Here is a 20,567-nt window from a genome sequence, read left to right as displayed (position 1 = left end):
GTTCCTCCTGCGTGTCAGGGTGCGCGGATCGCGCGCACTCGCAAGAGGTAGCACCGCATTGACTACCTGACAAGATCTAAGTGCGGGACAGGTGGCCGGCGCCTCGGCGGACACGAAGGGTCGTTGAACGACCATCCCTTACATGGAATGAGGTTTTTGCCCACCGCGCCCGGCGCAGTTCCCGCACTGATCATTCAACCGCTGTCTCCGCCGCCGCCGCAACCGAATTACCGGGCGGCGAAGACGGAGGCGTAGACCGGCCGCCCGCGCTCGGTGACCACCTGGCCGGCCAGGCCGTCGCCGGTCACGGTGGACAGCCGCAGGTCGAGGTAGCGCTCCTCCTCGACCGTGCGCATGTCCCCGCCGACGCCGGCCATCCACGAGGCGACCTCGGCCGTCCGCCGGTCCCGGTCGCGCGTCAGCTCGGCCCGCAGCTCCGCCAGGCCCGTGGCCTCGTACGGCTCCGCGACGGCCCGCTCCGGCTCGGCCTGCCAGGCGGCGACACCGTACGCGAAGCAGACCAGCGCCGTCCACAGCTCGGCGAAGTACGCCGGGTCGGGCGCCAGCTCCAGCCCCGCGAACCTGCCGCGCAGGAAGAAGATCGCCCCGAGCTGCCCCGGCACCAGCTCCAGCCGGTTCTGGAACTGGGTCAGCATCGCCCGCTTACGCGAGATGATCTGCTCCAGGTGACCGCGGGACGGCAGCCCGTACGCGCGGTTGAGCTCGGAGATGTCCGGCCACAGCTTGGCGTAGTCCTTGCGCCCGCGCAGCTCCAGCGCCTTGGCGCGCAGCTCGGCGGGCAGCACGAAGAACCACTGGTCCCGGCCCTCCAGGTAGCCGCCCTGCGCGGCCTGGACGCAGCAGGCGTCGTCGAACCGCCTGGTCTGCCCGGCGCCCAGCAGCGCCGAGGAGCACAGGGCGTGGTTCTGCGCGCCGTCCTGGATGTAGCCGATGTGCAGCGGCACGATCGCCACGCCCGCGCGGGCGCCGTTGTGCAGCTCCACCTGGCCGTAGCCGACGACTCGCTTCAGCTTGAGCCCGGAACGCGGCGGCACGAAGCCGGGCCGGTGCGGTCCCCAGACCGGCACCATGGTCAGTGCCCCGGCGCGCTGCGGCGTGCCGAGCCGGTAGCCGTCGAGGTCGAGCGGCGTGGGCAGCAGTCTGTCCAGCGCGGTGGTCGTCATGTCCGTACTCCTCCTTCCAGTCGGCTCAGCCCAGTCGGCTCAGCGTGGTGGCGCGGATCCATTCGCCGCCCGCGCCCCCGCAGTGGGCGAAGATCCACGGCAGCATCCCGGCGAAGTCGTCCTGGTGCCAGAACGGTTGCCGCGGCAGCTCCGGCGCCGGGTCGCGGAACGTCAGGTCGTCGCCCCGGGTGAACATCGCCTGGCACAGCACCACGGGCGTCGTGACGCCGGCGCGCGGCAGCGTGGCCACGACCCTGGCCAGGTCGCCCGGCATGACGTTCTCGTAGCCGTCGGTGACGACCACCACCAGGTCGGGCCCGGTGTCCAGCGCGTCGAGCAGGGCGTTCGCCAGGTCGGTCGGGCCGGCGGGCGCGTCCTCGGCGGCCCCGGCCTCGATCACGGTGAGCCGGTCGCAGACCGTCTCCAGCACCAGCCGGAGCGCCGCGGCCTGCGACATGACGGCCCACTCGCGCTCGCCGTGCCCGCGCATGGAGGCGGAGGTGTCCAGCACCACGGCCACGCTCGCCGCCAGACGCGGCAGCCCGCGCGTCGCCTCGGCCACGTACCCGGCCAGGGCCGGCCGCAGTTCGCCTACCGGTCCGCCCCGGTACAGGTGCACCAGCGTCGCCGCGACGTCGCCGCGGTTGGTCGGCGTCACGGTCTGCACCTGCTCCCTGGCCGGGTCGAGCGGCGCCGGCACCTCGCCCGGCGCCACGGCACCGTACGTGCCGGGCGCGTAGAGCGCCCGCACCCGCTCGACCGCCGCCCCCGGGTCGCCCACGAACCGCAGCAGGTGCCGCCGCACATACGCGGACTCTGTGTCACCCTCGCGGATCAGGCGCGCGCATCCCCGCGCGGTCGCCTTGCCGAGCGCGTGCTCGAAGCAGTCGACCAGCGCCGGCCTGCGTGCCTCGATGAGCGCGCCGGCCTCGGGGTGCTCCAGCACGAACGCGAGCACCGCCCGGGTGACGTGCTTGTGGTTGGCCCGCATCCGCCGCAGCGCCAGCAGCGCCGTGATCACGTGCCCGGCGGGCAGCCCGAACATGAGCGCCCTGGCCGTCTTGGCCAGGGTCACCCGCGTGCGGTCGTCGAGGCCGTCCTGGGAGGCGGCCAGCGTACGCAGCAGCACGCGGGCGCGCTGCCACGGGAGCACACCGGGGACCAGCGCGAGCAGCGCGTACCCTTCGGCGTCGCTCTGCTGCGCGCTCCGGTGGAGCTCCGCGTCATCCCAGGTCAGGTCGCCGCCCCGGGAAAGTGTCAGCGGGGCGTCATGCGTCCGGAAATGGGTGAGAAGAGGTGCAGTTTCCACATTTCCAGAGTTTATGAATTTCACCGGCGAGGCGACACCGATTTTCAGCCATCACATATGCGCTCGAATTCGTCAAGCAATTTTCCGGGCATTTCCTCGGGGAAAAGGGCCTACGGCTTGACGTCCAGCCACACGAGGCGGTGGTCGGAGCTGGGGAACGGGAAGACGCCGGTGAGGCGGGACAGCGGGTCGCTCGACACCGGCCAGAAGACGCCGCCGCCCCCCACCCTCAGCCGCTTGGACGGCAGCACGTAGTCGGCGCGCAGGTTGCCGGGGGCGGTGTCGGCGAAGTCGGCGGTGTCGTACTTCGGGTCGCCCTTGTGGGTGGCGTTCGCGCCGCCCTGCAGCGCCGCCGCCTCGGTCGCGCCCGCGCTCGACGGCGCGAACCCGCCGTCGATCTTCGGGTGGTCGAGGAGCTGGTGGATGGCGCCCTGGTAGCTGTCGCCGTCGCTGGGGTCGGCGTTCTGGTCGCCGGCGATCACGAACGGCTCGCCGGCCGGAAGGCCGCCGCGCCGGCCGCGGTCGTCGTAGAGGTAGCCGCCGCGCCCCGGCTGCGTGTAGTCGGCCCAGAGCCTGATCTCGTCGTGGTTGCGGCGGCCGTTGCGGTCCTCGGCGCCGTCGAACGTGGGCGGCGTCGGATGGCTGACCAGGAAGTGCACGGTACGGTGACCGACGCGGACCGGCACGTCCAAGTGGCTCTTGGAGGACAGGCGGAACACCTGGAGCTCCTCCGGCGAGTACCAGTCGGCCGGCTCCGGCGTGGCCGGGTCGTCGGGCAGGGCGGCGCCCGGCATGTCCTTCCACAGGAACTTCTGGAAGGTACGCACGCCGCGGACGTCGATCGGGTGCTTCGAGTAGACCACCATGCCGTACTGGCCGGGGAAGGCCCCGAAGCCGAAAGCGTCGTCGCCGTAGCCGGGCGCGCCGGGCGTGGTCACGACGGCGCCATTGTTGTTGAGGTCGAAGCCGGAGGCGATGCCGGTGTTGCTGGGGGCGGTGTACCGGTACGGATAGGTGATCGGCCGCGCGCCGCCCTGCCCGATCGACAGGTAGTCGTCCTGGAAGAGGCGGGCCGCCGCGCCGGCGGCGTCGTAGTCGAACTCGTTGATGAGCAGGACGTCGGGGCGGGCCCGCTGGACGATCTCGGCGATGACCTTCGCCTGCGTGTTGTCCGGCGTGGACAGCTCCGCGACGAGCTGGCCTTCGGCGTTGCGGTTGAGTGAGGCGTTGAAGGTGGCGAACCGGATGGCGCGGCTCGCGGCCTCGGCCGTGCCCGGCCACAAGGGCAGGAGCGCCGCCGCGGCGGCGACGGACAGGACTCGACGGAAGATCACGATCTCTCACCTCGTTGGACTGGCGCGGTGGTCCGGATCATGGCATCTCCCAGGGAGGCGCGCCAGTACGCGAAGATAAGCTTTGGTTCTGAGCAGGGAGTTAGACATGCCGACGTTCCCTCAGGGAAAGCCGCGACCGCGGCTCACGGGGTCGCAGGGGGGTGAGCCGAAGTATCAGGCCATCTACCGTGATCTGCTCGCCCAGATCGACGACGGCGCGTTCACGCCCGGCGAGCCGCTGCCCGCGCAGCGGGAGTTGAGCGACTACTACGGGGTCAGCTTGATGACCGTGCGGCAGGCGTTGCAGCGGCTCAGCGCCGAGGGACGCATCGAGCAGCGGCAGGGGCTCGGCACCTTCGTGGCGGGCCACGTGATCCCCTACCAGATGAACAGCCTGGGCAGCCTCGCCGAGGATCTCGCCGGGCAGGGGATCGATCTGCGGACGGTGCCGCTCGGCACGCGCCGCGAGCCGCCGCCCGCGGCGGTGCGGGCGGAGCTGGGGCTGGGCCCGCACACCGAGGTCACGGTCATCGAACGGCTGCGGGTCGTGGACGGCTCCCCGGTGATCCACCAGCTGTCCTACACGCCGCTCGACCTGGGCGGGGAGCCCACGGGCGGTGAGCTGGAGCGGACGCCGCTCTACCGGCTGATCGAGGAGCGGTGCGGGGTGTCGCCGGCGTGGGCGACCGAGGCGATCAGGCCGGTCGTGTTGTCGGAGGAGCAGGCCGGCCTGCTGCGGCGGCCGGCCGGCGACGCGGCGCTGATGAGCACCCGTGTCACCTATGACGCGGAGGACCGGGCGGTGCTGGCGGATCGGGCGGTCATGTGCTCCTCCCACATCGTGTTCACCACCAGGCGGCAGGTCCGGGAACCGGCCGTCTCGCTACGCCTCGACGCCTGAGCTCGCTCCTTCATACGCCGGCCGTCTCGCTACGCCTTGACGCTTGACCTCGCTCCTTCATACGCCGGCCGTCTCACCTCGCCCCGGCGCCCACGGCGTTTCGCACGCCGGCCGCGAGTTCCCGTGCCACCGCCTCGACCGCGGCCAGGCCGGACGCCTGGTCCGGGGCGTCCATGAGCGCGCGGACGAAGGCCGACCCGACGATCACCCCGTCGGCGAAGCCCGCGACCTCGGCGGCCTGCGCGCCGGTGCCCACGCCGAGACCGACGCACACGGGCAGGTCGGTGACCTCTTTCGCCCGCGCGACCAGGTCCTTCGCCGTCGTGCTCACCAGATCGCGCTCGCCGGTCACGCCCATGAGGGAGGCCGCGTACAGGAAACCGCGCGAGGACCGGGCGGCCAGTGCCAGCCGCTCCGGCGTGGAGGTCGGCGCCACCAGGTGGACGCGGTCCAGGCCGTGTTCGTCGGCCGCCGCGTGCCAGGCGGCTGCCTCGTCGGGAATGAGGTCCGGAGTGATCGCCCCGGCGCCGCCCGCGGCCGCCAGGTCCGCCGCGAACCGCGCGACCCCGTAGCGGTCGACGAGCGTCCAGTACGTCATGACGAGCGCCGGGGCCCCGGCCTCCCGGACGGCGGTGAACCCGTCCGCCGGGGTGACCCCTCCGGCGAGCGCCGCCTCGGTGGCCCGCTGGATGAGCGGGCCGTCCATGAGCGGATCCGAGTACGGCAGGCCCACCTCCACCACGTCCACGCCGCCGGCCACCATCGCCCGTATGGCGGCCACCGACGTGGCGACGTCGGGAAACCCGACCGGCAGGTACCCGATGAGCGCCGCCCGCCCTTCCCTGCGGGCCTGCTCAATGGTTCCGCGCGCGCTCATTCGCCGCTCCCCTCCTCCAGCACGCCGAAGTAGCGGGCCGCCGTGTCCATGTCCTTGTCGCCGCGGCCGGACAGGTTGACCAGCACGATCCCGTCCGGCCCCAGCCGCCGGCCCTCCAGGATCGCGCCGGCCAGCGCGTGCGCGCTCTCGATGGCCGGGATGATCCCCTCGGTACGGCACAGCAGCGCGAACGCCTCCATGGCCTCCACGTCGCGCACCGACGCGTAACGGACCCGGCCGATGTCGTGCAGCCAGGCGTGTTGCGGCCCGACCCCCGGGTAGTCGAGCCCAGCGGAGATCGAGTGGCTCTCCGTGGTCTGCCCGTGCGCGTCCTGCAGCACGTACGTACGGGTCCCATGCAGGATGCCGAGCGCGCCGCCGGAGACGGACGCCGCGTGCCGGCCGGTCTCGACCCCCTCGCCCCCGGCCTCCAGCCCCACCAGCTCCACCTCCGGATCGTCAAGGAACGCGTGGAAGATCCCGATGGCGTTCGACCCACCGCCGACGCAGGCGCACACGACGTCGGGCAGCCGCCCGGCGAGCGCCAACACCTGCCGGCGCGCCTCCTCCCCGATGATCTGCTGCAACTCGCGCACCATCGTCGGGAACGGATGCGGCCCCGCGGCCGAGCCGATCAGGTAGTGGGTGTTCTCGACGTTGGTGACCCAGTCGCGCATGGCCTCGTTCATGGCGTCCTTGAGTGTGCGCGAGCCCGACGTCACCGGGATGACCTCGGCCCCGAGCAGCCGCATCCTGGCCACGTTGAGCGCCTGCCGCCTCATGTCGACCTCGCCCATGTAGACCACGGCGTCCAGGCCGAGCAGCGCGGCCGCGGTGGCCGTGGCCACGCCGTGCTGGCCCGCGCCCGTCTCGGCGATGACGCGGGGCTTGCCCATCCGCACGGTGAGCAGCGCTTGGCCGATGGCATTGTTGATCTTGTGGGCTCCCGTGTGGTTGAGATCCTCACGCTTGAGCAGGATGCGCGCGCCGCCGGCGTGCCGCGCGAAGCGGGGCGCCTCGGTGATCACGCTCGGCCGGCCCACATACGTGCGGTGCAGCTCGTCGAGCCGCGCCGTGAACTCCGGATCCGACGACGCGTCCCGGTAGGCGGCGTCCAGCTCCTCCAGGGCGGCGACCAGTGCCTCCGGGATGAACCGGCCGCCGAAACCGCCGAAATACGGCCCGGTCTGCCCGGAGAGCTGTGCCCGCACGGCTTGTCCGTGCATCATCGCCTCCTCTCGCCTGAGTTCTAGTCTTCTAGAACTGCTGCTGTTCTAGAAGACTACGAGGACGAGCTCGGATGCGTCAACAGCGGTGGCCGCCCGCCGGCGGCCACCGCCGAGTCCTACGACAATGCCTTCTCCTCGAGCACCACCTGCGGGGCGACCCGGTCCGCCCAGCCCGTCAGGATCTCTTCCAGGATCGGCAGCTGCGCTTCGAGCACCGCCAGCCCCGGGGTGGGCACGGTGGCTCCCAGCTCCACCAGCAGCGGCCGCAGGTGCACCTCGACCGCCAGCGCATGCTTGGGATCCCCCATGACCAGCAGCGGCAGCGCCGCCTTGCCGGCCAGCGCGTCCGGCGGCAGGCGGTCGAGGAAGGACTTGAGCAGCCCGGTGTAGGTGCCCTTGTACGTGGGACTGGCCACCACGAGCACGCTCGCCTCCCGCACCAGCTCCAGCGCCACCTCCACCCCGGGAGACGCGCCCGGTGAGAGCAGGTGGGGGCCGAGCGCGGACAGGTCCACGACCTCGCAGGGCCCGGCCGTCCCGATCCGCGCCCCGATCGCCTGGGCGGCCGCGACGGCGACGGCCCGCGTCCTGGAGCCCTCCCGCGGGTTGCCGACCAGCGTGACGATGCTCATCCGGCCACCGCCAGCGGCGCGGCGTACCGGGATCGGGGCCGGGCCAGGCCGTAGTTGCCGCGCAGCGTGCGGCCCTCGTACTCGTGCCTGAACAGGCCCCTGAGCTGCAGCTCCGGCACCACGTGGTCGACGAAGTCGGACAGGCCGCCGGGCAGGACCGGCGGCATGATGTTGAACCCGTCGGCCGCGCCGTTGAAGAACCACTCCTGGAGCTGGCCGGCGATCTGCTCCGGCGTGCCGGCGACGACGCGGTGGCCGCGCCCGCCGGCCAGGCGGCCGAGGAGCTGGCGGACCGTGAGGTGCTCGCGCCTGGCCAGGTCCACGACAAGCTTGCGGCGGCTCTGCGCGCCCTCGGTCTCGACGGATATGTCGGGCAGCGGCTCGTCGAGCGCGTCCTCGGTCAGGTCGATGCCGGTCAGGTGGGCGAGCTGGGCCAGCCCGTACGCGGGGATGATGAGGTCCTCCAGCTCCTTCTCCAGCCGCAGGGCCTCGCGCTCGGTCGAGCCGATGATCGGCGAGATCCCCGGCAGGACCAGCAACTCGTCGGGCCCGCGGCCGTACGCGGCCAGGCGGCGCTTCAGGTCGGCGTAGAACTCCTGGCCCTCCCGGAGGGTCTGCTGGGCGGTGAAGACGGCCTCGGCATGGCGGGCGGCGAACTCCTTGCCGTCCTCCGACGACCCGGCCTGGACCAGGAGCGGATGGCCCTGGGGCGGGCGGGAGGTGTTGAGCGGGCCGCTGACCCTGAAGTGCTCGCCCGCGTGCTCGATCGGGTGGATCTTGCCGATGTCGGCGTAGCGCCCGCCGGCGCGGTCGCCCACGATCGCGTCGTCCTCCCAGCTGTCCCACAACTTGCGTACGACGTCCAGGAACTCGCCGGCCCGCGCGTAGCGGGCGGCGTGCGAGGGGCGTTCGACGCCGAAGTTGCGGGCCTCGGCCTCACCGGCGGAGGTGACGATGTTCCAGCCGGCCCGGCCGCCGCTGATGTGATCGAGCGAGGCGAACTTGCGTGCCACGTGGAACGGCTCGTTGTACGTCGTCGACACGGTGGCGATGAGGCCGATGTGGTCGGTGACGGCGGCCAGGGCGGACAGGAGGGTGAGCGGCTCGAGGCCGCCGAGCGCGTTGTGCGCGACGTTGCCTTGCAGGGCGACGCCGTCGGCGAGGAAGACCGAGTCGAGCTTGCCGCGCTCGGCGATCCTGGCCAGTTCCTGGTAATGGCGGACGTCGGTGATGCGGGCGGGCTCGGCACGCGGGTGCCGCCAGGCCGCCTCGTGGTGCCCGACGCCCATGAGGAACGCGTTCAGGTGGAGCTTTCTCGTCACGTGGTCCTCCAGGTGGAGAAGCGGCGCTCGACGGCGACCAGGAGCAGGTTGAACAGCAGGCCGAGGGCGGAGATCGTGATGATCCCGGCGTACATGTCGGGGATGCGGAAGCTGGATTGGGTGTCCAGGATGAGGTAGCCGAGCCCGGCCTTGGCGCCGACCATCTCGGCGAACAGCAGGACGAGGATCGAGTACGCCCCCGCGAGCCGCACACCGGTGAAGATGGTGGGCACGGCGGCGGGCAGGATCACCTTCTGGAACAGGCGGGCGGGGCCGAGGCCCATGGACCTGGCCGACTTGATCAGCAGGGGTTCGACGGTTCGCACACCGCTGATGGTGTTGAGCAGGATCGGCCACGAGCACGCGTACAGCACGAAGGCGATCTTCGTGGTCTCGCCGATGCCGAGGATCAGCGTGAACACCGGCAGCAGCGCCACGGCCGACGTGTTGCGGAACACTTCCAGCAGCGGGGTGAGGAAGTCGGCGAGCGGCCGGTACCAGCCGATCAGCAGGCCGAGCGGGATGGTCAGCACGATGGCCAGGCCGAAGCCGGACAGGGAGCGGACCAGCGACGCCTCGAGGTGCTGCGGGAGTTGGCCGCCGATCAGCAGGTCGTACCAGGCGACGAGGTTCTCCGAGAGCGGAGGGACGAAGACGCGGTCCACGACGCCGAGCCTGGGCAGGACCTCCCAGGCGGCCAGGAGGAGCAGGATGGCCGTCGATTTCACGGCCACCCGCCGGACCGCCCGGCCGACGGGCCGCCGCCGCGCGGCGGCCCGCGCCGGAGCCGGGGCCGTCTCGACGCCGGCGGCGTGGGCCTCGTCGTCGGGAAGGTCGTACCAGTGCAGGTCGCCGGCGAGGGCGGTGTCCTGTCGTGCGTCAGCCATGGGAGATCGCCACCTTCCGCTCCTGGGCCTGCGCCGCGGCCACCTCGTCGCGCAGCAGCTGCCACACGTGGTGTCGGTATTCGCCGAAGGCCGGGTCCGCCCGCAGGTCGCCCTCGCGCGAGCCGAACTCCACCTCGACGATCTCCTTGATCCGGCCCGGCCTGGAGGTCATCACCGCGACCCGCCGGCCGAGGTAGACGGCCTCGTCGATGCCGTGCGTGATGAAGACGACCGTCTTGCCGGTGTGCTGCCAGACGCGTACCAGCTCCTCCTGCAGCAACTCGCGGGTCTGCGCGTCGAGGGCGGCGAACGGCTCGTCCATCAGCAGCACGTCCGGGTCGAAGGCGAGGCTGCGGGCGATCGCCACCCGCTGCCGCATACCGCCGGACAGCTCGTGCGGGTATCGGTCCTCGAACCCGGACAGCCCCACGAGCCTGAGGTGCTCACGGGCCCGCCGCGCCCGCTCCTTCCTGGGTACGGCCTTCGCCTCCAGCCCGAACTCGACGTTGGCCTGGGCGGTGCGCCACGGGAACAGGGCGTACTGCTGGAAGACGACGCCCCGGTCGAGCCCGGGCCCCGTGACCGGCGCGCCGTCGATGAGGATCTCACCGGTCGTCGGCGCGGACAGCCCGGCGATCAGGTCGAGGAGGGTGGACTTGCCGCAGCCGCTCGGGCCCAGGAGCGTGAGGAACTCGCCCTCGCGTACGTCGAGGTCGACGCCGGACAGCGCGATGAACGACTCGCCGGCGTCCCTGACCTGGAACGTCTTGGTCACGTCCCGGATGCTGATCTTGGTCATGAGGCGCTCCCGCCGGCGTAGGGGTTGAACGCGTTGGTGTAGAGGTCGGCGGCCTTGACCTGGCCGGGCTTGATCTCGCCCTCGCGTTCCAGCCAGTCGATCCAGGTCTGGAACTCCTTCGCGGCGATGACGCCGCCCTTGCCGGCGATGCCGGTGCTCTTCCAGAACCGCACGGTGTCGGCGCTCTCGTTGCGGCCGCGTTTGGCGATGATCCGCTCGAACGTGGCCACGACCTCCGCGCGGGGCCGGGTCTGCGCCCATTCCACGGCCTTGGCGAAGCCGGACACGAACGTCTTGACGGTGGCAGGGTTGCCGGCGATGAAGTCCTCGCGCAGGACGACGGATCCGGCGGTGAACGGGCCGAGCAGGTCCACGTCGGTGAACAGCGGCCGCAGGCCGCCGCGTTCGAGCGCCTTGTCCTTGAGCACGCCGCCGAGGGTGCCGACGTCCAGCCGGCCCTGCCGGACCGCCTGCTCGGTGTTGACCGGCGGGATCACCACGAGCTGGACCTGCTTGATCTCGTCGGGCGTCAGCCCCTGGCGCTTGAGGTATTCCTTGATGACGGCCTCGTGGTGCGCGCCGAGCGTGTTGACGCCGATCTTCTTGCCGATGAGGTCGCGGGCGGTCTTGATGGGGCTGTTCTCGTTGACGTAGTAGCCGCTGAAGGTGTCCTTGTCGGAGCCGTAGTAGCCGATCACCGCCTTGATCGGGGCCTTGGCCGCCTTGAGCTTGACGATCGCGCCGTCGAAGGCGCCGCCGAAGTCGGTCTGGCCGGTGGCGGCCGACTGGATGTCCTGGGGGCCCGAGGTGGTGTTGCCGACCCACTTCAGCTTGACGTCGCCGAGGTAGCCGAGCTCCTCGGCCAGCTCGGGGAAGGTGACGGCGCCGGCGCTGCCCTGGTAGCGCAGCACCTTCACCTCCGCGGCACCGGAGGCCACGCCGCAGCCGGCCAGCACGGCGGGCAGGAGCGCGGCCAGGAAGGCATGTCTGATCTTGATCACGTCGGGTTCCTCTGAGGGAGGGAGAGAGGTCTGCCTGCGGTACGTGATCAGCGACACTGCGCGCTGGCGACGTGGCCGAAGTCCACGTGCGGGCGCCGGGTCAGGAAAAGGTGGCCCTGGCTCATGGCTACGAAGCTACGGACAGGAAAGCGTGAAGTCAAGTTTCCCTACATGGAATACATGAAATACCCGCCTACTAGGCTCGCCTCGTAACCGATCTCTGCCCTGGAGGCAGCACGATGATCTTCATTACCGCCAAGTTCCGCATCCTGCCCGAGCACGCCGACCGCTGGCCGGAGCTCTCCGGCGAGTTCACCGCCGCGACCCGCGCCGAGCCCGGCTGCCTGTGGTTCGACTGGTCGCGCAGTGTCGACGACCCGAACGAGTACGTTCTGGTCGAGGCGTTCCGCGACGACGCGGCCGGGGCGGCGCACGTGCGCTCGGAGCACTTCAAGCAGGCCCAGCGCACGCTGCCGCCGCACCTGGCCGAGACACCGCGCATCGTCAACGCCTCGATCCCGCAGGACGACTGGTCCGAGCTCGGCGAGCTGGCCGTGCCGCCGCGGGGTTAGTCCACGCGGACGTTGCCGCAGGCGAACAGGCGAACAGGCGGATCGGGCCGGGGCCTGCGGGCACCGGCTCCTGCAACCGCTGGACCGGCCAGCCCCGGGCACAGCGGCTTCGTCACGGACCTGTCCGGTCAGGACTGGCCGGTCTACCACGCCATCTCCACGGCAGACCCTGACTTCCCGCCGATCACGAAAGGGCCGTCGGCGAGGGCTCGCTGTCCGGCTGGCGGGCCGAGCCCGGCTGGTCCGCCAGGACCGGCCAGGACACCCACGGGTACGCCTCCCACACCGGCGGTCTCTCCTACGTGATCTCTGGGAGGACGGCCCCGGCCGCCGGCGTGCGAGCACAGGCGGACCTGAGCGTTTCCTCCGGCGCGGCCGGGCTCACGGTCGCCCACGTCAACCGGCTCAACCAGGTGACGGCCTGGCTGGACAAGGACCGGGGCGCTCTGGTCACCGACGTGCTGATCGGCGGCATCAGCCGCGGCCGGCAGGTGACGGCTCTGCCCGCCGGCGTCGATCTCCGAGTCCGAACGCACTGCGATCCGCCCGCCGTCGCCGGTCACCCTCCATACCACCGACTTGAAGAACAGCTCAGGCCGCTCGGCGTCGTAGACGAGCTCGTACACGTCGGCGGCCCGCTCGCTCTCCAGTACCCGGGCCTCGCGCGAGCGCCGGTACGTCACGCCCGCCGCCCAGACCTCCATCACCCCGTCCGCAGGCGCCGGCATGCGTACCGAGCCCGGCGGGTGCCGGGTCCGCGCAGGCGGGGTCGCGACGCGGGCGGTGGAAGGGTGTGCAAGGACCGGTACGGGGGCGCAGACTGGGTAGATATCGCACCGTTGAGGGAAAGGTGTTGAGGTATCGGGTGCTTGGTGATGGAACCGGACGGGGGGTGGTCCGGCTTCCCGCCGTCCTCCTGTGGATGCTGGTCTGGCTGCTGAACGTCTACGAGTTCCTGCTGGCCATCTAAGCGTGCCCGCCCGGCACCACCAGCCCGGACTCGTACGCGAACACGACGAGCTGGGCCCGGTCACGCACGCCCAGCTTGCCCATCGACCGGCTCACGTGCGTCTTGGCCGTGGCCCCGCTGATCACCAACTGCTCGGCGATCTCCTCGTTCGACATGCCCCGCCCCACCAGGGCCACGATCTCCCGCTCCCGCCCGGTCAACCGCTCCAGCCCGGCGGGGACGGCCGCCGGCCGGGGTGGCGTGCTGACGTACTCCTCGATGAGGCGGCGCGTCACCGAAGGGGACAGCAGCGCGTCGCCGCGTGCGGCCACCCGCACCGACTGCAGCAGGTCGGCCGGCTCGATGTCCTTGAGCAGGAAGCCGCTGGCCCCGGCCCGGAGCGCGGCGAAGACGTACTCGTCGAGCGCGTAGTTGGTGAGGATGACGACCCGCACCCCGTCGAGCTCCGGATCGGCGCCGATCCTGCGGGTCGCCTGGATGCCGTCCAGCAGCGGCATCCGCACGTCGAGCAGCGCCACGTCAGGCAACAGCCGCCGGGCCAGCTCCACGGCCTGCGCCCCGTCGCCCGCCTCGCCGACCACGCAGATGTCGTCGGTCAGCTCCAGCAGGGCCTTGAACCCGGCGCGGATGAGCGGCTGGTCGTCGGCCAGCAGGACCCTGATCACGCCCGCACCGGCGCGGGACGCTCGGGGCCGGGAGGCTCGGGACGCTCGGGCACAGGAAGCTCCGCGCGCACGACGAAGCCTTCTTCGCCGGGACCGGCGGTGAGCGACCCGCCGACGGCGACCGCGCGCTCGCGCATCCCGATCAACCCCATTCCCGGCCCGGCCGTGCCGGCCTCGCCGTCGTTCTCCACCCGCAGCATGATCCCGGCCGGATCGTAGCCGACGGTCACCGCGACCGAGCAGGCCGCCCCCGCGTGGCGCAGCACGTTGGTGAGCGCCTCCTGCACGATCCGGTACGCGGCCCGGTCCACCTCGGGCGGCAGCGCGTACGGGGTGCCGGTGACGGCGTACGACACCCGCAGCCCCGTCCCCTCGGCCCGGGACACCAGGCGCGGCAGCCCGGCGAGCCCGGCCTCGACGCCTTCGGGTTCGGTCTGCCGCAGCACGCCCAGCGTGGCCCGCAGCTCGCTCATCGCCTCGCGCCCCGAATCCTTGATCGCCGCCAGCGCGTCGCGGGCCCGCGACGGGTCGCGTTCCAGCAGCTCCATGGCCACCGCGACCTGCACGTTGACCACCGAGATGCTGTGCGTGAGCGAGTCGTGCAGCTCCTGCGCGATCCACAGCCGCTCCTCGCCCGCCCGGCGCAGCGCCGCCTCCTCGCGGGTGCGCTCGGCCTCCTCCGCCCGCTGCTCCACGGCCCGCAGGTACGCGCGCCGGCTCCTGACCATCTCGCCGACCACGACCATCGCGACCAGCCAGCCGCTCAGCAGCGTCATCGCGTTGCCGGCCGGCGGATCCTCCTCGGCCAGCGCCATGAGCCCGTAGACCGGGAACGCCAGCGCCGCCGCCAGCCAGATCGCCGCCTTCCTGCGGCCGAGGGAGGCGAGGGTGTAGATCGCGGCCAGCGCGGGCTCCGCGGCGAACGCGCCGGGGTAGTGGGCGGAGTAGTAGACGATCCCGCACGCCACCGCCACGATCCCGGTGGCCAGCGGGGACGCGCGCCGCCAGGCCAGCGACAGTGACGAGACGCAGATCAGCGTCATTCCCAGCGGGTCGAGCGGCCGCTCGCCGGGACCGGTCCACGACAGGTTCGCGTACGTGCCCGCCATGATCGCCGTAAACGCGCCCACCGCCACAAGAGCGTCGACCTTCCGGCTGTTCATCCTCACAAGGTAGGACACAGTGTCCCGACCGGACGTCACCCCCTGGTCGTACGTTTTTTGAGGCCAGGTGTGTGACGTACGACCCCGGGAGTACGTCCGAGTGCCGCCCGCAGGGCGACGCCGGTCCGGGTGTGGGATCGGGACGATTCCGTACATGACCTCACCGAACTGGATTGTCTGGTCGCTGCGGGCGCTCGCGACCGCGCACCTGGCCGGGGTGCTCGCGCAGGCGGCGCTGGCCGGGCTGTTCGTCACCGGCGACGTCGACCTGCTGACCTGGCACAGGAACAACGGCGGCGTCACGCACAGCCTGCTCTACCTGCAGCTCGTGGCCGCGATCCTGCTGTGGCGGCCGGGCCGCGGCCCGGCGTGGCCCGCCCTGGCCAGCCTCGGCATCGTGGTGGCGGAGACCGTACAAGTGATGCTGGGGCAGGACCGGGTCCTCGCGTTGCACTTCCCGCTCGGCATGGCGATCTTCGGGATGTCGGCCGTGTTCACCGGCTGGACCTGGCGCATGCGCCGCGCGAGCGCGTCATGAGCGGCGTCTCCCGGCGGACGTTCCTGGGAGTGCTGGGCGGCGGGGCCGTGCTGGCCGCCGCCGGGTGCGGGGTGTTCGGCGAGAGCTCGGGGCAACTGCTCCCCAGCAGGCTGCCGCTGCCCCGGCCCTTCACCGTCCCGCTCCCCATCCCGCAGGTCGCCCGGCCGGTACGTCCCGGCCGCTACGAGGTGACGCAGCGCGCGGCCCGGGTCGAGATCATCCCGGGTACCACCACCGAGGTCTGGGGCTATGGAGGGACCTTCCCCGGACCCACCTTCGAGCTGCGGCGCGGCGCCCCCGCCACGATCGCCGTCCGCAACGAGCTCTCCGTGCCGACCTCCACCCACCTGCACGGCGGCGTCAACCCGCCGCACTCCGACGGCTACCCGACCGACCTGGTGGTCCCCGCCGGCTACGCCCATCACGACCACCGGCACGCCGAGACCCACCACCAGCTCGTGAAGGATTACCACTACCCGGTCGACCAGCCCGCGGCCACGCTCTGGTACCACGACCACCGGATGGACCACACGGCGCCGCAGGTGTGGCGCGGCCTGGCCGGATTCGCGCTGGTACGGGACGAGGAGGAGGACGCGCTGCCGCTGCCGAGGGGCGAGCGGGAGCTGCCGCTGATGATCTGCGACCGGTCGTTCGACGAGGACGGCTCGTTCCGCTACCCGGACCTGCACGACGGCGGCCACTTCGGGTCCGACTACATGGAGGGCGTCGAGGGCGACGTGATCCTCGTCAACGGTGCCCCGTGGCCGGTGGCCGAGGTGACGGCCACCCGCTACCGGCTGCGCCTGCTGAACGCCTCCAACGCCCGCCGCTACCGGCTCGCGCTCACGCCCGGGGGCCGCTTCACGCAGATCGGCAGCGATGCCGGCCTCCTGACCGCGCCCGTGGTCCACGACACGATCCCGATCGCCCCCGGGGAACGGTACGACGTGGTGGCCGACTTCTCCGCCTACCCGGTCGGCAGCGCGGTCACCCTCGTCAACACCCTGGCCGACGGCCCCGCCGGGAACGTCATGCGTTTCGTCGTCACCCGCCGGGCCGCCGACGACAGCGCCGTGCCCCGCGTCCTGGCCCGCTCATCGGAGGGACGGCCGCGGGCGGTGACGACCCGGTCGTTCGACTTCCGCAGGACCGGCAACGCCTGGACGATCAACGGCCACCCGTACCGGCCCGGCGTCCCGCTGGCCCGCCCCCGCCTGGGCACCGCCGAGATCTGGCGCCTCACCAGCGACTTCCACCACCCCGTCCACGTGCACCTGGCCCACTTCCAGGTGCTCGCCCGCAACGGCCGCCCGCCGCTCGCCACCGACGGAGGCTGGAAGGACACGGTGGACGTGCGCCCGTACGAGGTCGTGGACGTGCTCGCCCGCTTCACCGGTTACCCGGGCCGGTACATGCTGCACTGCCACAACCTCGAACACGAGGACATGGCGATGATGGCCGATTTCGATGTGGTCTAGCCTGGATTCATCTGATCAAGGCAAGGAGCGCGCATGCACATCGTACGGTTCGTCAGCCCCTTGACCGGCGTGGACGCGGTCGGCGTCGATGACGGCGAACAGGTGGTGGAGCTGCCCGGGATCACCACCGTCGGCGAGCTGCTGCGGCTGTCGCCCGGGGAGCTGCGCGAGCGGTGCGAGGCGGCGGACGGCACCCGGCACCCGTCGGGCTCGGTACGCAGGCTGGCGCCGGTGGACGGGCTGATGGAGGTCTGGGCGGCCGGGGTGACGTACCGGCGTTCGCGTGAGGCGCGGGTGCTGGAGAGCGAGCGGGCCGCCGACGTGTACGAGCTCGTCTACGACGCCGAGCGGCCGGAGTTGTTCTTCAAGTCGGTGGCATGGAAGGTGACCGGCGACGGCGGGCGCATCGCAGTGCGCTCCGACTCGGAGATCGACGTGCCCGAGCCGGAGCTGGGTCTGGTGCTCAACGCCTCCGGCGAGATCGTCGGCTACACGGTCGTGGACGACGTGAGCTCGCGCACCATCGAGGGCGTCAACCCGCTCTACCTGCCGCAGGCCAAGATCTACCTGGGCGCGTGCGCGGTGGGGCCGGCGATCCGGCCCGCGTGGGAGGTCGCGGACCCGTACGCGCTGGACATCACGCTGACCATCGTCCGAGGCGGGGAGACGGTGTGGGACGGCAAGTCGTCCACGTCCGAGCTGCACCGGCGCCTGGACGAGCTGGCCGGCTTCCTGTTCCGGGCGGACGTCTTCCCCGACGGCGCCGTGCTGGCCACCGGCACCAGTCTGGTCCCCGACCTGCCGTTCACGCTCCAGGACGGGGACACGGTGACGATCGGCATCGGCGAGGTCGGCACCCTGACCACCACCGTGGTCAGGGGCCTCCTGCCGTCATAGACAGGGCCGGGCCCCGGGCACGTGGATGTGCCCGGAGTCCGTCTCGATCGATCTGGATCAATACAGCATGAGCGCGGCGTCGAAGGCCAGGACCACGTCCCAGACGCGCGGGAAGGTGAGCCTCCACCCGCCGTCCAGGCCACCGCAGGACACCTTCTTGCCCCAGGCCGAGGTGATGCCCTGGGCCGCGATCTCGTCCCACCGCGCGCTGGGGTAGGCGAAGATCGGGCCGCCGCTGTCGCCGGCGGCCACGGCGCAGCCGCCGCCGGCGTGCTTGGCGCGTACCATGTGCTTCACCTTCTGCCCGTTGGTGTACGTGCCGCTCCAGCCGACCTCGGTCACCTTGATCTGGCAGACCTCGCCCAGGCTCGCCCCGGAGTTGCACACCCAGTTGCCCACGTGCGCCTTCCACAACGCCACCACCTTCGCGCTGACGCTGGAGGTGGGACCGCCCTTGAAGGTTCTGGCGGTGGCGTTGGCCATGACGATCGCGGAGTCCCGGTTCGTGATGTACCAGGAATAGTCCCCCATGTAGTTCGCCGTGCTGCCGAAGCCGCCGCCGTCGTAGAACTGGTCCCACAGCTTGCCGCAGTGCGCGGCGGTGAGGAACCCGCGGTCGCCGTGCTTGTCATAGACCGCGAACCCGGAGGTGCAGCTCGACCCGTCCCGGTGGTTCCACGTCCGGCCCCCGGCGTAGTAGGAGGGGACGTCGTTCTGCCGGTCGTAGGCGGGGCTGAGCTGCTCCTCACCTCGTTCCAGCGCGATGGGCGCACTCGCCCCACCGGGCCGGTGCAGCTCGTCCGGGCTGGTGTCCTCGCCCTTGACCGAGACCTGCACGCCGCTCCCGTCCGGCTGCGGCGCCGCCCCCGTCACCTGGCCGGACTCGGCCCACTGCTCGGCCTCCCGCTGGAGCTGGGCGTGGCTGTACGAGGCGGGAAGCACCCGTACGGGAGCCTTCTGCCGCCCTTCGTCGATCACGCTCTGGACGGCCGACGGCACCTCGCCCTTCCAGTACAGGCGGACCTCGTGGTTCTCCGGGGCGACAATCATCCCGGCGTACCCCTCGGCGGTCTCGGCGGTGTCGAGGACGCGGTCGGCCACCGCGTTCAGCCGGGTCTGCTCGGTGAACAACGCACCCCAGTCGGCGAACCCGCCGGGTACCGGCTCCCTCGGACCGGTCTCGTCCGTCACCGGCGGCTTACGGGGCTCGTCGATGGACTGCCCCTTCCGCACCGGATCGTCGGCCGCCTGAGCCACGGCGGCCCCCGTACCCAGAAAGGGCAGGAGCCCGCAGGCGGCCAGAGCCACCAAGCGTAATTGGATCTTCTTCTGCATGCATCCCCCATGAGATTCGGCAATCGGGGGATATCTCAGCAGCGATTTGATTCGGTCTCTGTGCCCTTTTACCGGATGGAGACGTGCTCTCGCGTCTTGCGGTTCGCGCACACCGTCGGGTACGTCGGCGTCGGGCACCGGCCACATGAACGGTCACCCTTTGATGGAAAGCCGTCGGCGAATACGCCGGCAGCGGCGGCGGACCATCTCGATCAGCCGTTGACGGGTTTGCCCAAGGCGCTGCCCGCCAGCCAGTCCTCCCAGGACTTCGCCCAGGGCGTCGGGCCGTTGCCGAACTGGAGCTGCCTGGACGTGCCCGTGACCTCGATGATGTCCCCTCGCTGGGTGAACTCGTAGAACCAGCGAGCGTTCTCCGGGCTGGCGTTCACGCAGCCGTGGCTGACGTTGCGGCTGCCCTGGGCGCCGGTCGACCACGGGGCGGCGTGGAAGAACGTGCCGCTGTAGGTCATCCGGACGTTCCATTTGGTGCGGATGCGGTATTCGCCCGGCTCGCCGATGGTGGCGGAGTCCATGACGATGTCGGCGGCCTTCTCCTGGGCGATCATGATCCCGGAGTAGCTGTCGTCGCCCGGCTTGCCGAGGCTGACCGGGATCGTCTTGACGACCTCGCCGTTCTCCCGCACCACCGCCCGGTGGGTCTCGTTGCTGACCTTGGTGATGTGCGAGGGTCCGACGGTGAAGGTCAGGCTGCGGTCCTTGGTGCCCCACAGACCTTGGCCCGCCCGCAGGCCCGTCAGGTGCGCGACGACCGTGACCTTCTCTCCGACCGGCCAGTACTCGCGCGGCCGGAACTGCACCTCCCGGTCGCTCACCCAGCTCCAGGCGCCCTCGACCGGCTTGGACATGCGCACGACCAGCGCCCGCTCGATCATGGCGCGGTCCTTCTTGGCGGTGATCGGCTGGGACAGCAGAAGCTGCACAGGCATGCCGACGCCGACCTTCTCACCGTCCAGGGGCGACATCCCGCTCTCCAGCACGCGTTTCGGCTTGAGGGTGGTGAACTTCGCCTGCGCCGCGACCGGCTTGCCGTCCGTGCCCATGGCCTCCGCGCTCACGGTGTAGGCGGAAGAGGGGCGTAAGGCCCACCGGGGCCGCCACGTCCCGTCCGCGGCCACCGAGCCACGCACCTCGCGGCCCTTGGCGTCGGCGACGGCCAGTTTGGTGACCTTGCCGTCGGTGACCTTGACGCTGATCCCGGTGTCCGGGGGCACCTTCTTCGTGCCGTCGGCAGGCGTGATCGCCAGCTTGGCGATCGGACCCTGCTCCGCCGGCTTGGCGGGGGACGTGGTGCCGCCGCCGGAGGTGCATCCGGCGATCAGGAGCACCGCCGCGGCGAGGGTGCTCGCGATTGTCGTGCTGGTCCGGCCGTTCCGCATCGTCGATGCCTCCCGTGCCCGACAAATAGGGACACCGGGGAGTTTCTTCCCGCGATGGCGGCAAGCATGCGCCGCCA

Annotated in this window: 20 protein-coding genes; 5 read left to right on the top strand and 15 right to left on the bottom strand. The window is 71.4% G+C overall.

Translation table 11 applies throughout. The annotated features are described in order from the left end of the window. Positions 1–227: 227 nt before the first annotated feature. The 3 genes from ACIBX3_RS14535 to ACIBX3_RS14525 form a co-directional block, all read right to left on the bottom strand. Entirely contained in the window at positions 228–1,184 is a 957-nt protein-coding gene (locus tag ACIBX3_RS14535; protein WP_397116887.1) for an ARPP-1 family domain-containing protein, read from the bottom strand. Positions 1,185–1,209: 25 nt separating this feature from the next. Beyond that, positions 1,210–2,493, bottom strand: coding sequence for a hypothetical protein (locus ACIBX3_RS14530; protein WP_397116885.1), 1,284 nt, complete (start codon positions 2,491–2,493; stop codon positions 1,210–1,212). Between the two features lie 110 nt (positions 2,494–2,603). Beyond that, positions 2,604–3,830: an endonuclease/exonuclease/phosphatase family protein gene (locus ACIBX3_RS14525; protein WP_397117402.1), complete on the bottom strand. Its 1,227-nt coding sequence runs from the start codon at positions 3,828–3,830 to the stop codon at positions 2,604–2,606. Between the two features lie 103 nt (positions 3,831–3,933). Between ACIBX3_RS14525 and ACIBX3_RS14520 the strand changes: the two genes are divergently transcribed. Next, entirely contained in the window at positions 3,934–4,728 is a 795-nt protein-coding gene (locus ACIBX3_RS14520) for a GntR family transcriptional regulator (RefSeq protein WP_397116883.1), read from the top strand. 73 nt (positions 4,729–4,801) lie between these two features. Here the strand turns inward: ACIBX3_RS14520 and trpA are convergent, their stop codons facing one another. The 7 genes from trpA to ACIBX3_RS14485 all read right to left on the bottom strand — a co-directional run bounded on the left by trpA (position 4,802) and on the right by ACIBX3_RS14485 (position 11,475). Then, positions 4,802–5,605 (bottom strand): tryptophan synthase subunit alpha, encoded by an 804-nt coding sequence (trpA, locus tag ACIBX3_RS14515; protein ID WP_397116881.1) that lies wholly within the window; start codon positions 5,603–5,605, stop codon positions 4,802–4,804. Then, positions 5,602–6,831 carry a tryptophan synthase subunit beta gene (gene trpB, locus ACIBX3_RS14510; RefSeq protein ID WP_397116879.1) on the bottom strand — a complete coding sequence of 410 codons (1,230 nt, stop codon included), beginning with the start codon at positions 6,829–6,831 and terminating at the stop codon, positions 5,602–5,604. The genes trpA and trpB overlap by 4 nt, the downstream gene beginning before the upstream one ends. Before the next feature lie 119 nt (positions 6,832–6,950). Beyond that, complete coding sequence (locus ACIBX3_RS14505) at positions 6,951–7,466, bottom strand: NADPH-dependent FMN reductase (protein ID WP_397116877.1); 516 nt, start codon at positions 7,464–7,466, stop codon at positions 6,951–6,953. Further along, positions 7,463–8,788 (bottom strand): LLM class flavin-dependent oxidoreductase, encoded by a 1,326-nt coding sequence (locus ACIBX3_RS14500; RefSeq protein ID WP_397116875.1) that lies wholly within the window; start codon positions 8,786–8,788, stop codon positions 7,463–7,465. Before ACIBX3_RS14500 ends, ACIBX3_RS14505 begins: the two co-directional genes overlap by 4 nt. Further along, complete coding sequence (locus tag ACIBX3_RS14495; protein ID WP_397116873.1) at positions 8,785–9,675, bottom strand: ABC transporter permease; 891 nt, start codon at positions 9,673–9,675, stop codon at positions 8,785–8,787. Before ACIBX3_RS14495 ends, ACIBX3_RS14500 begins: the two co-directional genes overlap by 4 nt. After that, positions 9,668–10,474 carry an ABC transporter ATP-binding protein gene (locus ACIBX3_RS14490; protein ID WP_397116871.1) on the bottom strand — a complete coding sequence of 269 codons (807 nt, stop codon included), beginning with the start codon at positions 10,472–10,474 and terminating at the stop codon, positions 9,668–9,670. Before ACIBX3_RS14490 ends, ACIBX3_RS14495 begins: the two co-directional genes overlap by 8 nt. Further along, positions 10,471–11,475 (bottom strand): ABC transporter substrate-binding protein, encoded by a 1,005-nt coding sequence (locus tag ACIBX3_RS14485; protein ID WP_397116869.1) that lies wholly within the window; start codon positions 11,473–11,475, stop codon positions 10,471–10,473. Before ACIBX3_RS14485 ends, ACIBX3_RS14490 begins: the two co-directional genes overlap by 4 nt. Positions 11,476–11,714: 239 nt before the next feature. Here ACIBX3_RS14485 and ACIBX3_RS14480 point away from each other — a divergent pair, with 239 nt between their 5' ends. Beyond that, positions 11,715–12,047 carry a putative quinol monooxygenase gene (locus ACIBX3_RS14480; RefSeq protein WP_397116867.1) on the top strand — a complete coding sequence of 111 codons (333 nt, stop codon included), beginning with the start codon at positions 11,715–11,717 and terminating at the stop codon, positions 12,045–12,047. 143 nt (positions 12,048–12,190) lie between these two features. Here ACIBX3_RS14480 and ACIBX3_RS14475 read toward each other — a convergent pair whose 3' ends face one another. The 3 genes from ACIBX3_RS14475 to ACIBX3_RS14465 all read right to left on the bottom strand — a co-directional run bounded on the left by ACIBX3_RS14475 (position 12,191) and on the right by ACIBX3_RS14465 (position 14,845). Next, positions 12,191–12,775: a hypothetical protein gene (locus ACIBX3_RS14475; protein WP_397116865.1), complete on the bottom strand. Its 585-nt coding sequence runs from the start codon at positions 12,773–12,775 to the stop codon at positions 12,191–12,193. 238 nt (positions 12,776–13,013) lie between these two features. Next, on the bottom strand, positions 13,014–13,682 hold the full coding sequence (locus ACIBX3_RS14470; RefSeq protein ID WP_397116863.1) for a response regulator: 669 nt from the start codon (positions 13,680–13,682) through the stop codon (positions 13,014–13,016). Beyond that, positions 13,679–14,845: a sensor histidine kinase gene (locus tag ACIBX3_RS14465; RefSeq protein ID WP_397116861.1), complete on the bottom strand. Its 1,167-nt coding sequence runs from the start codon at positions 14,843–14,845 to the stop codon at positions 13,679–13,681. The genes ACIBX3_RS14470 and ACIBX3_RS14465 overlap by 4 nt, the downstream gene beginning before the upstream one ends. A 154-nt stretch (positions 14,846–14,999) precedes the next feature. On the opposite strand from ACIBX3_RS14465, the gene ACIBX3_RS14460 reads away from it, so the two are divergent. The 3 genes from ACIBX3_RS14460 to ACIBX3_RS14450 are packed head-to-tail and all read left to right on the top strand — an operon-like array spanning position 15,000 to position 17,758. After that, positions 15,000–15,383, top strand: a complete 384-nt coding sequence (locus tag ACIBX3_RS14460) for a hypothetical protein (protein WP_397116859.1) — start codon at positions 15,000–15,002, stop codon at positions 15,381–15,383. Beyond that, positions 15,380–16,861: a multicopper oxidase family protein gene (locus ACIBX3_RS14455; protein WP_397116857.1), complete on the top strand. Its 1,482-nt coding sequence runs from the start codon at positions 15,380–15,382 to the stop codon at positions 16,859–16,861. The genes ACIBX3_RS14460 and ACIBX3_RS14455 overlap by 4 nt, the downstream gene beginning before the upstream one ends. Positions 16,862–16,894: 33 nt before the next feature. Further along, positions 16,895–17,758 carry a fumarylacetoacetate hydrolase family protein gene (locus ACIBX3_RS14450; RefSeq protein ID WP_397116855.1) on the top strand — a complete coding sequence of 288 codons (864 nt, stop codon included), beginning with the start codon at positions 16,895–16,897 and terminating at the stop codon, positions 17,756–17,758. Between the two features lie 57 nt (positions 17,759–17,815). Here ACIBX3_RS14450 and ACIBX3_RS14445 read toward each other — a convergent pair whose 3' ends face one another. Beyond that, a complete protein-coding gene (locus tag ACIBX3_RS14445) occupies positions 17,816–19,093 on the bottom strand; it encodes a hypothetical protein (protein ID WP_397116853.1) in 1,278 nt (425 codons plus the stop codon). Between the two features lie 212 nt (positions 19,094–19,305). After that, positions 19,306–20,490 (bottom strand): Ig-like domain-containing protein, encoded by a 1,185-nt coding sequence (locus ACIBX3_RS14440; RefSeq protein WP_397116851.1) that lies wholly within the window; start codon positions 20,488–20,490, stop codon positions 19,306–19,308. Positions 20,491–20,567 lie beyond the last annotated feature (77 nt).

Origin of the sequence: Nonomuraea sp. NPDC049480, assembly GCF_044465905.1 — a bacterium.
Lineage (GTDB): Bacteria > Actinomycetota > Actinomycetes > Streptosporangiales > Streptosporangiaceae > Nonomuraea.
This window is presented reverse-complemented; position numbering and strand designations above follow the sequence as displayed.

Coding starts and splice junctions, on each gene's coding strand:
- ACIBX3_RS14535 (WP_397116887.1), bottom strand. CDS start 1,184: ATGACGACCACCGCGCTGGACAGACTGCTGCCCACGCCGCTCGACCTC.
- ACIBX3_RS14520 (WP_397116883.1), top strand. CDS start 3,934: ATGCCGACGTTCCCTCAGGGAAAGCCGCGACCGCGGCTCACGGGGTCG.
- trpA (WP_397116881.1), bottom strand. CDS start 5,605: ATGAGCGCGCGCGGAACCATTGAGCAGGCCCGCAGGGAAGGGCGGGCG.
- trpB (WP_397116879.1), bottom strand. CDS start 6,831: ATGCACGGACAAGCCGTGCGGGCACAGCTCTCCGGGCAGACCGGGCCG.
- ACIBX3_RS14505 (WP_397116877.1), bottom strand. CDS start 7,466: ATGAGCATCGTCACGCTGGTCGGCAACCCGCGGGAGGGCTCCAGGACG.
- ACIBX3_RS14495 (WP_397116873.1), bottom strand. CDS start 9,675: ATGGCTGACGCACGACAGGACACCGCCCTCGCCGGCGACCTGCACTGG.
- ACIBX3_RS14490 (WP_397116871.1), bottom strand. CDS start 10,474: ATGACCAAGATCAGCATCCGGGACGTGACCAAGACGTTCCAGGTCAGG.
- ACIBX3_RS14480 (WP_397116867.1), top strand. CDS start 11,715: ATGATCTTCATTACCGCCAAGTTCCGCATCCTGCCCGAGCACGCCGAC.
- ACIBX3_RS14475 (WP_397116865.1), bottom strand. CDS start 12,775: ATGCCGGCGCCTGCGGACGGGGTGATGGAGGTCTGGGCGGCGGGCGTG.
- ACIBX3_RS14465 (WP_397116861.1), bottom strand. CDS start 14,845: ATGAACAGCCGGAAGGTCGACGCTCTTGTGGCGGTGGGCGCGTTTACG.
- ACIBX3_RS14460 (WP_397116859.1), top strand. CDS start 15,000: ATGACCTCACCGAACTGGATTGTCTGGTCGCTGCGGGCGCTCGCGACC.
- ACIBX3_RS14455 (WP_397116857.1), top strand. CDS start 15,380: ATGAGCGGCGTCTCCCGGCGGACGTTCCTGGGAGTGCTGGGCGGCGGG.
- ACIBX3_RS14450 (WP_397116855.1), top strand. CDS start 16,895: ATGCACATCGTACGGTTCGTCAGCCCCTTGACCGGCGTGGACGCGGTC.
- ACIBX3_RS14445 (WP_397116853.1), bottom strand. CDS start 19,093: ATGCAGAAGAAGATCCAATTACGCTTGGTGGCTCTGGCCGCCTGCGGG.
- ACIBX3_RS14440 (WP_397116851.1), bottom strand. CDS start 20,490: ATGCGGAACGGCCGGACCAGCACGACAATCGCGAGCACCCTCGCCGCG.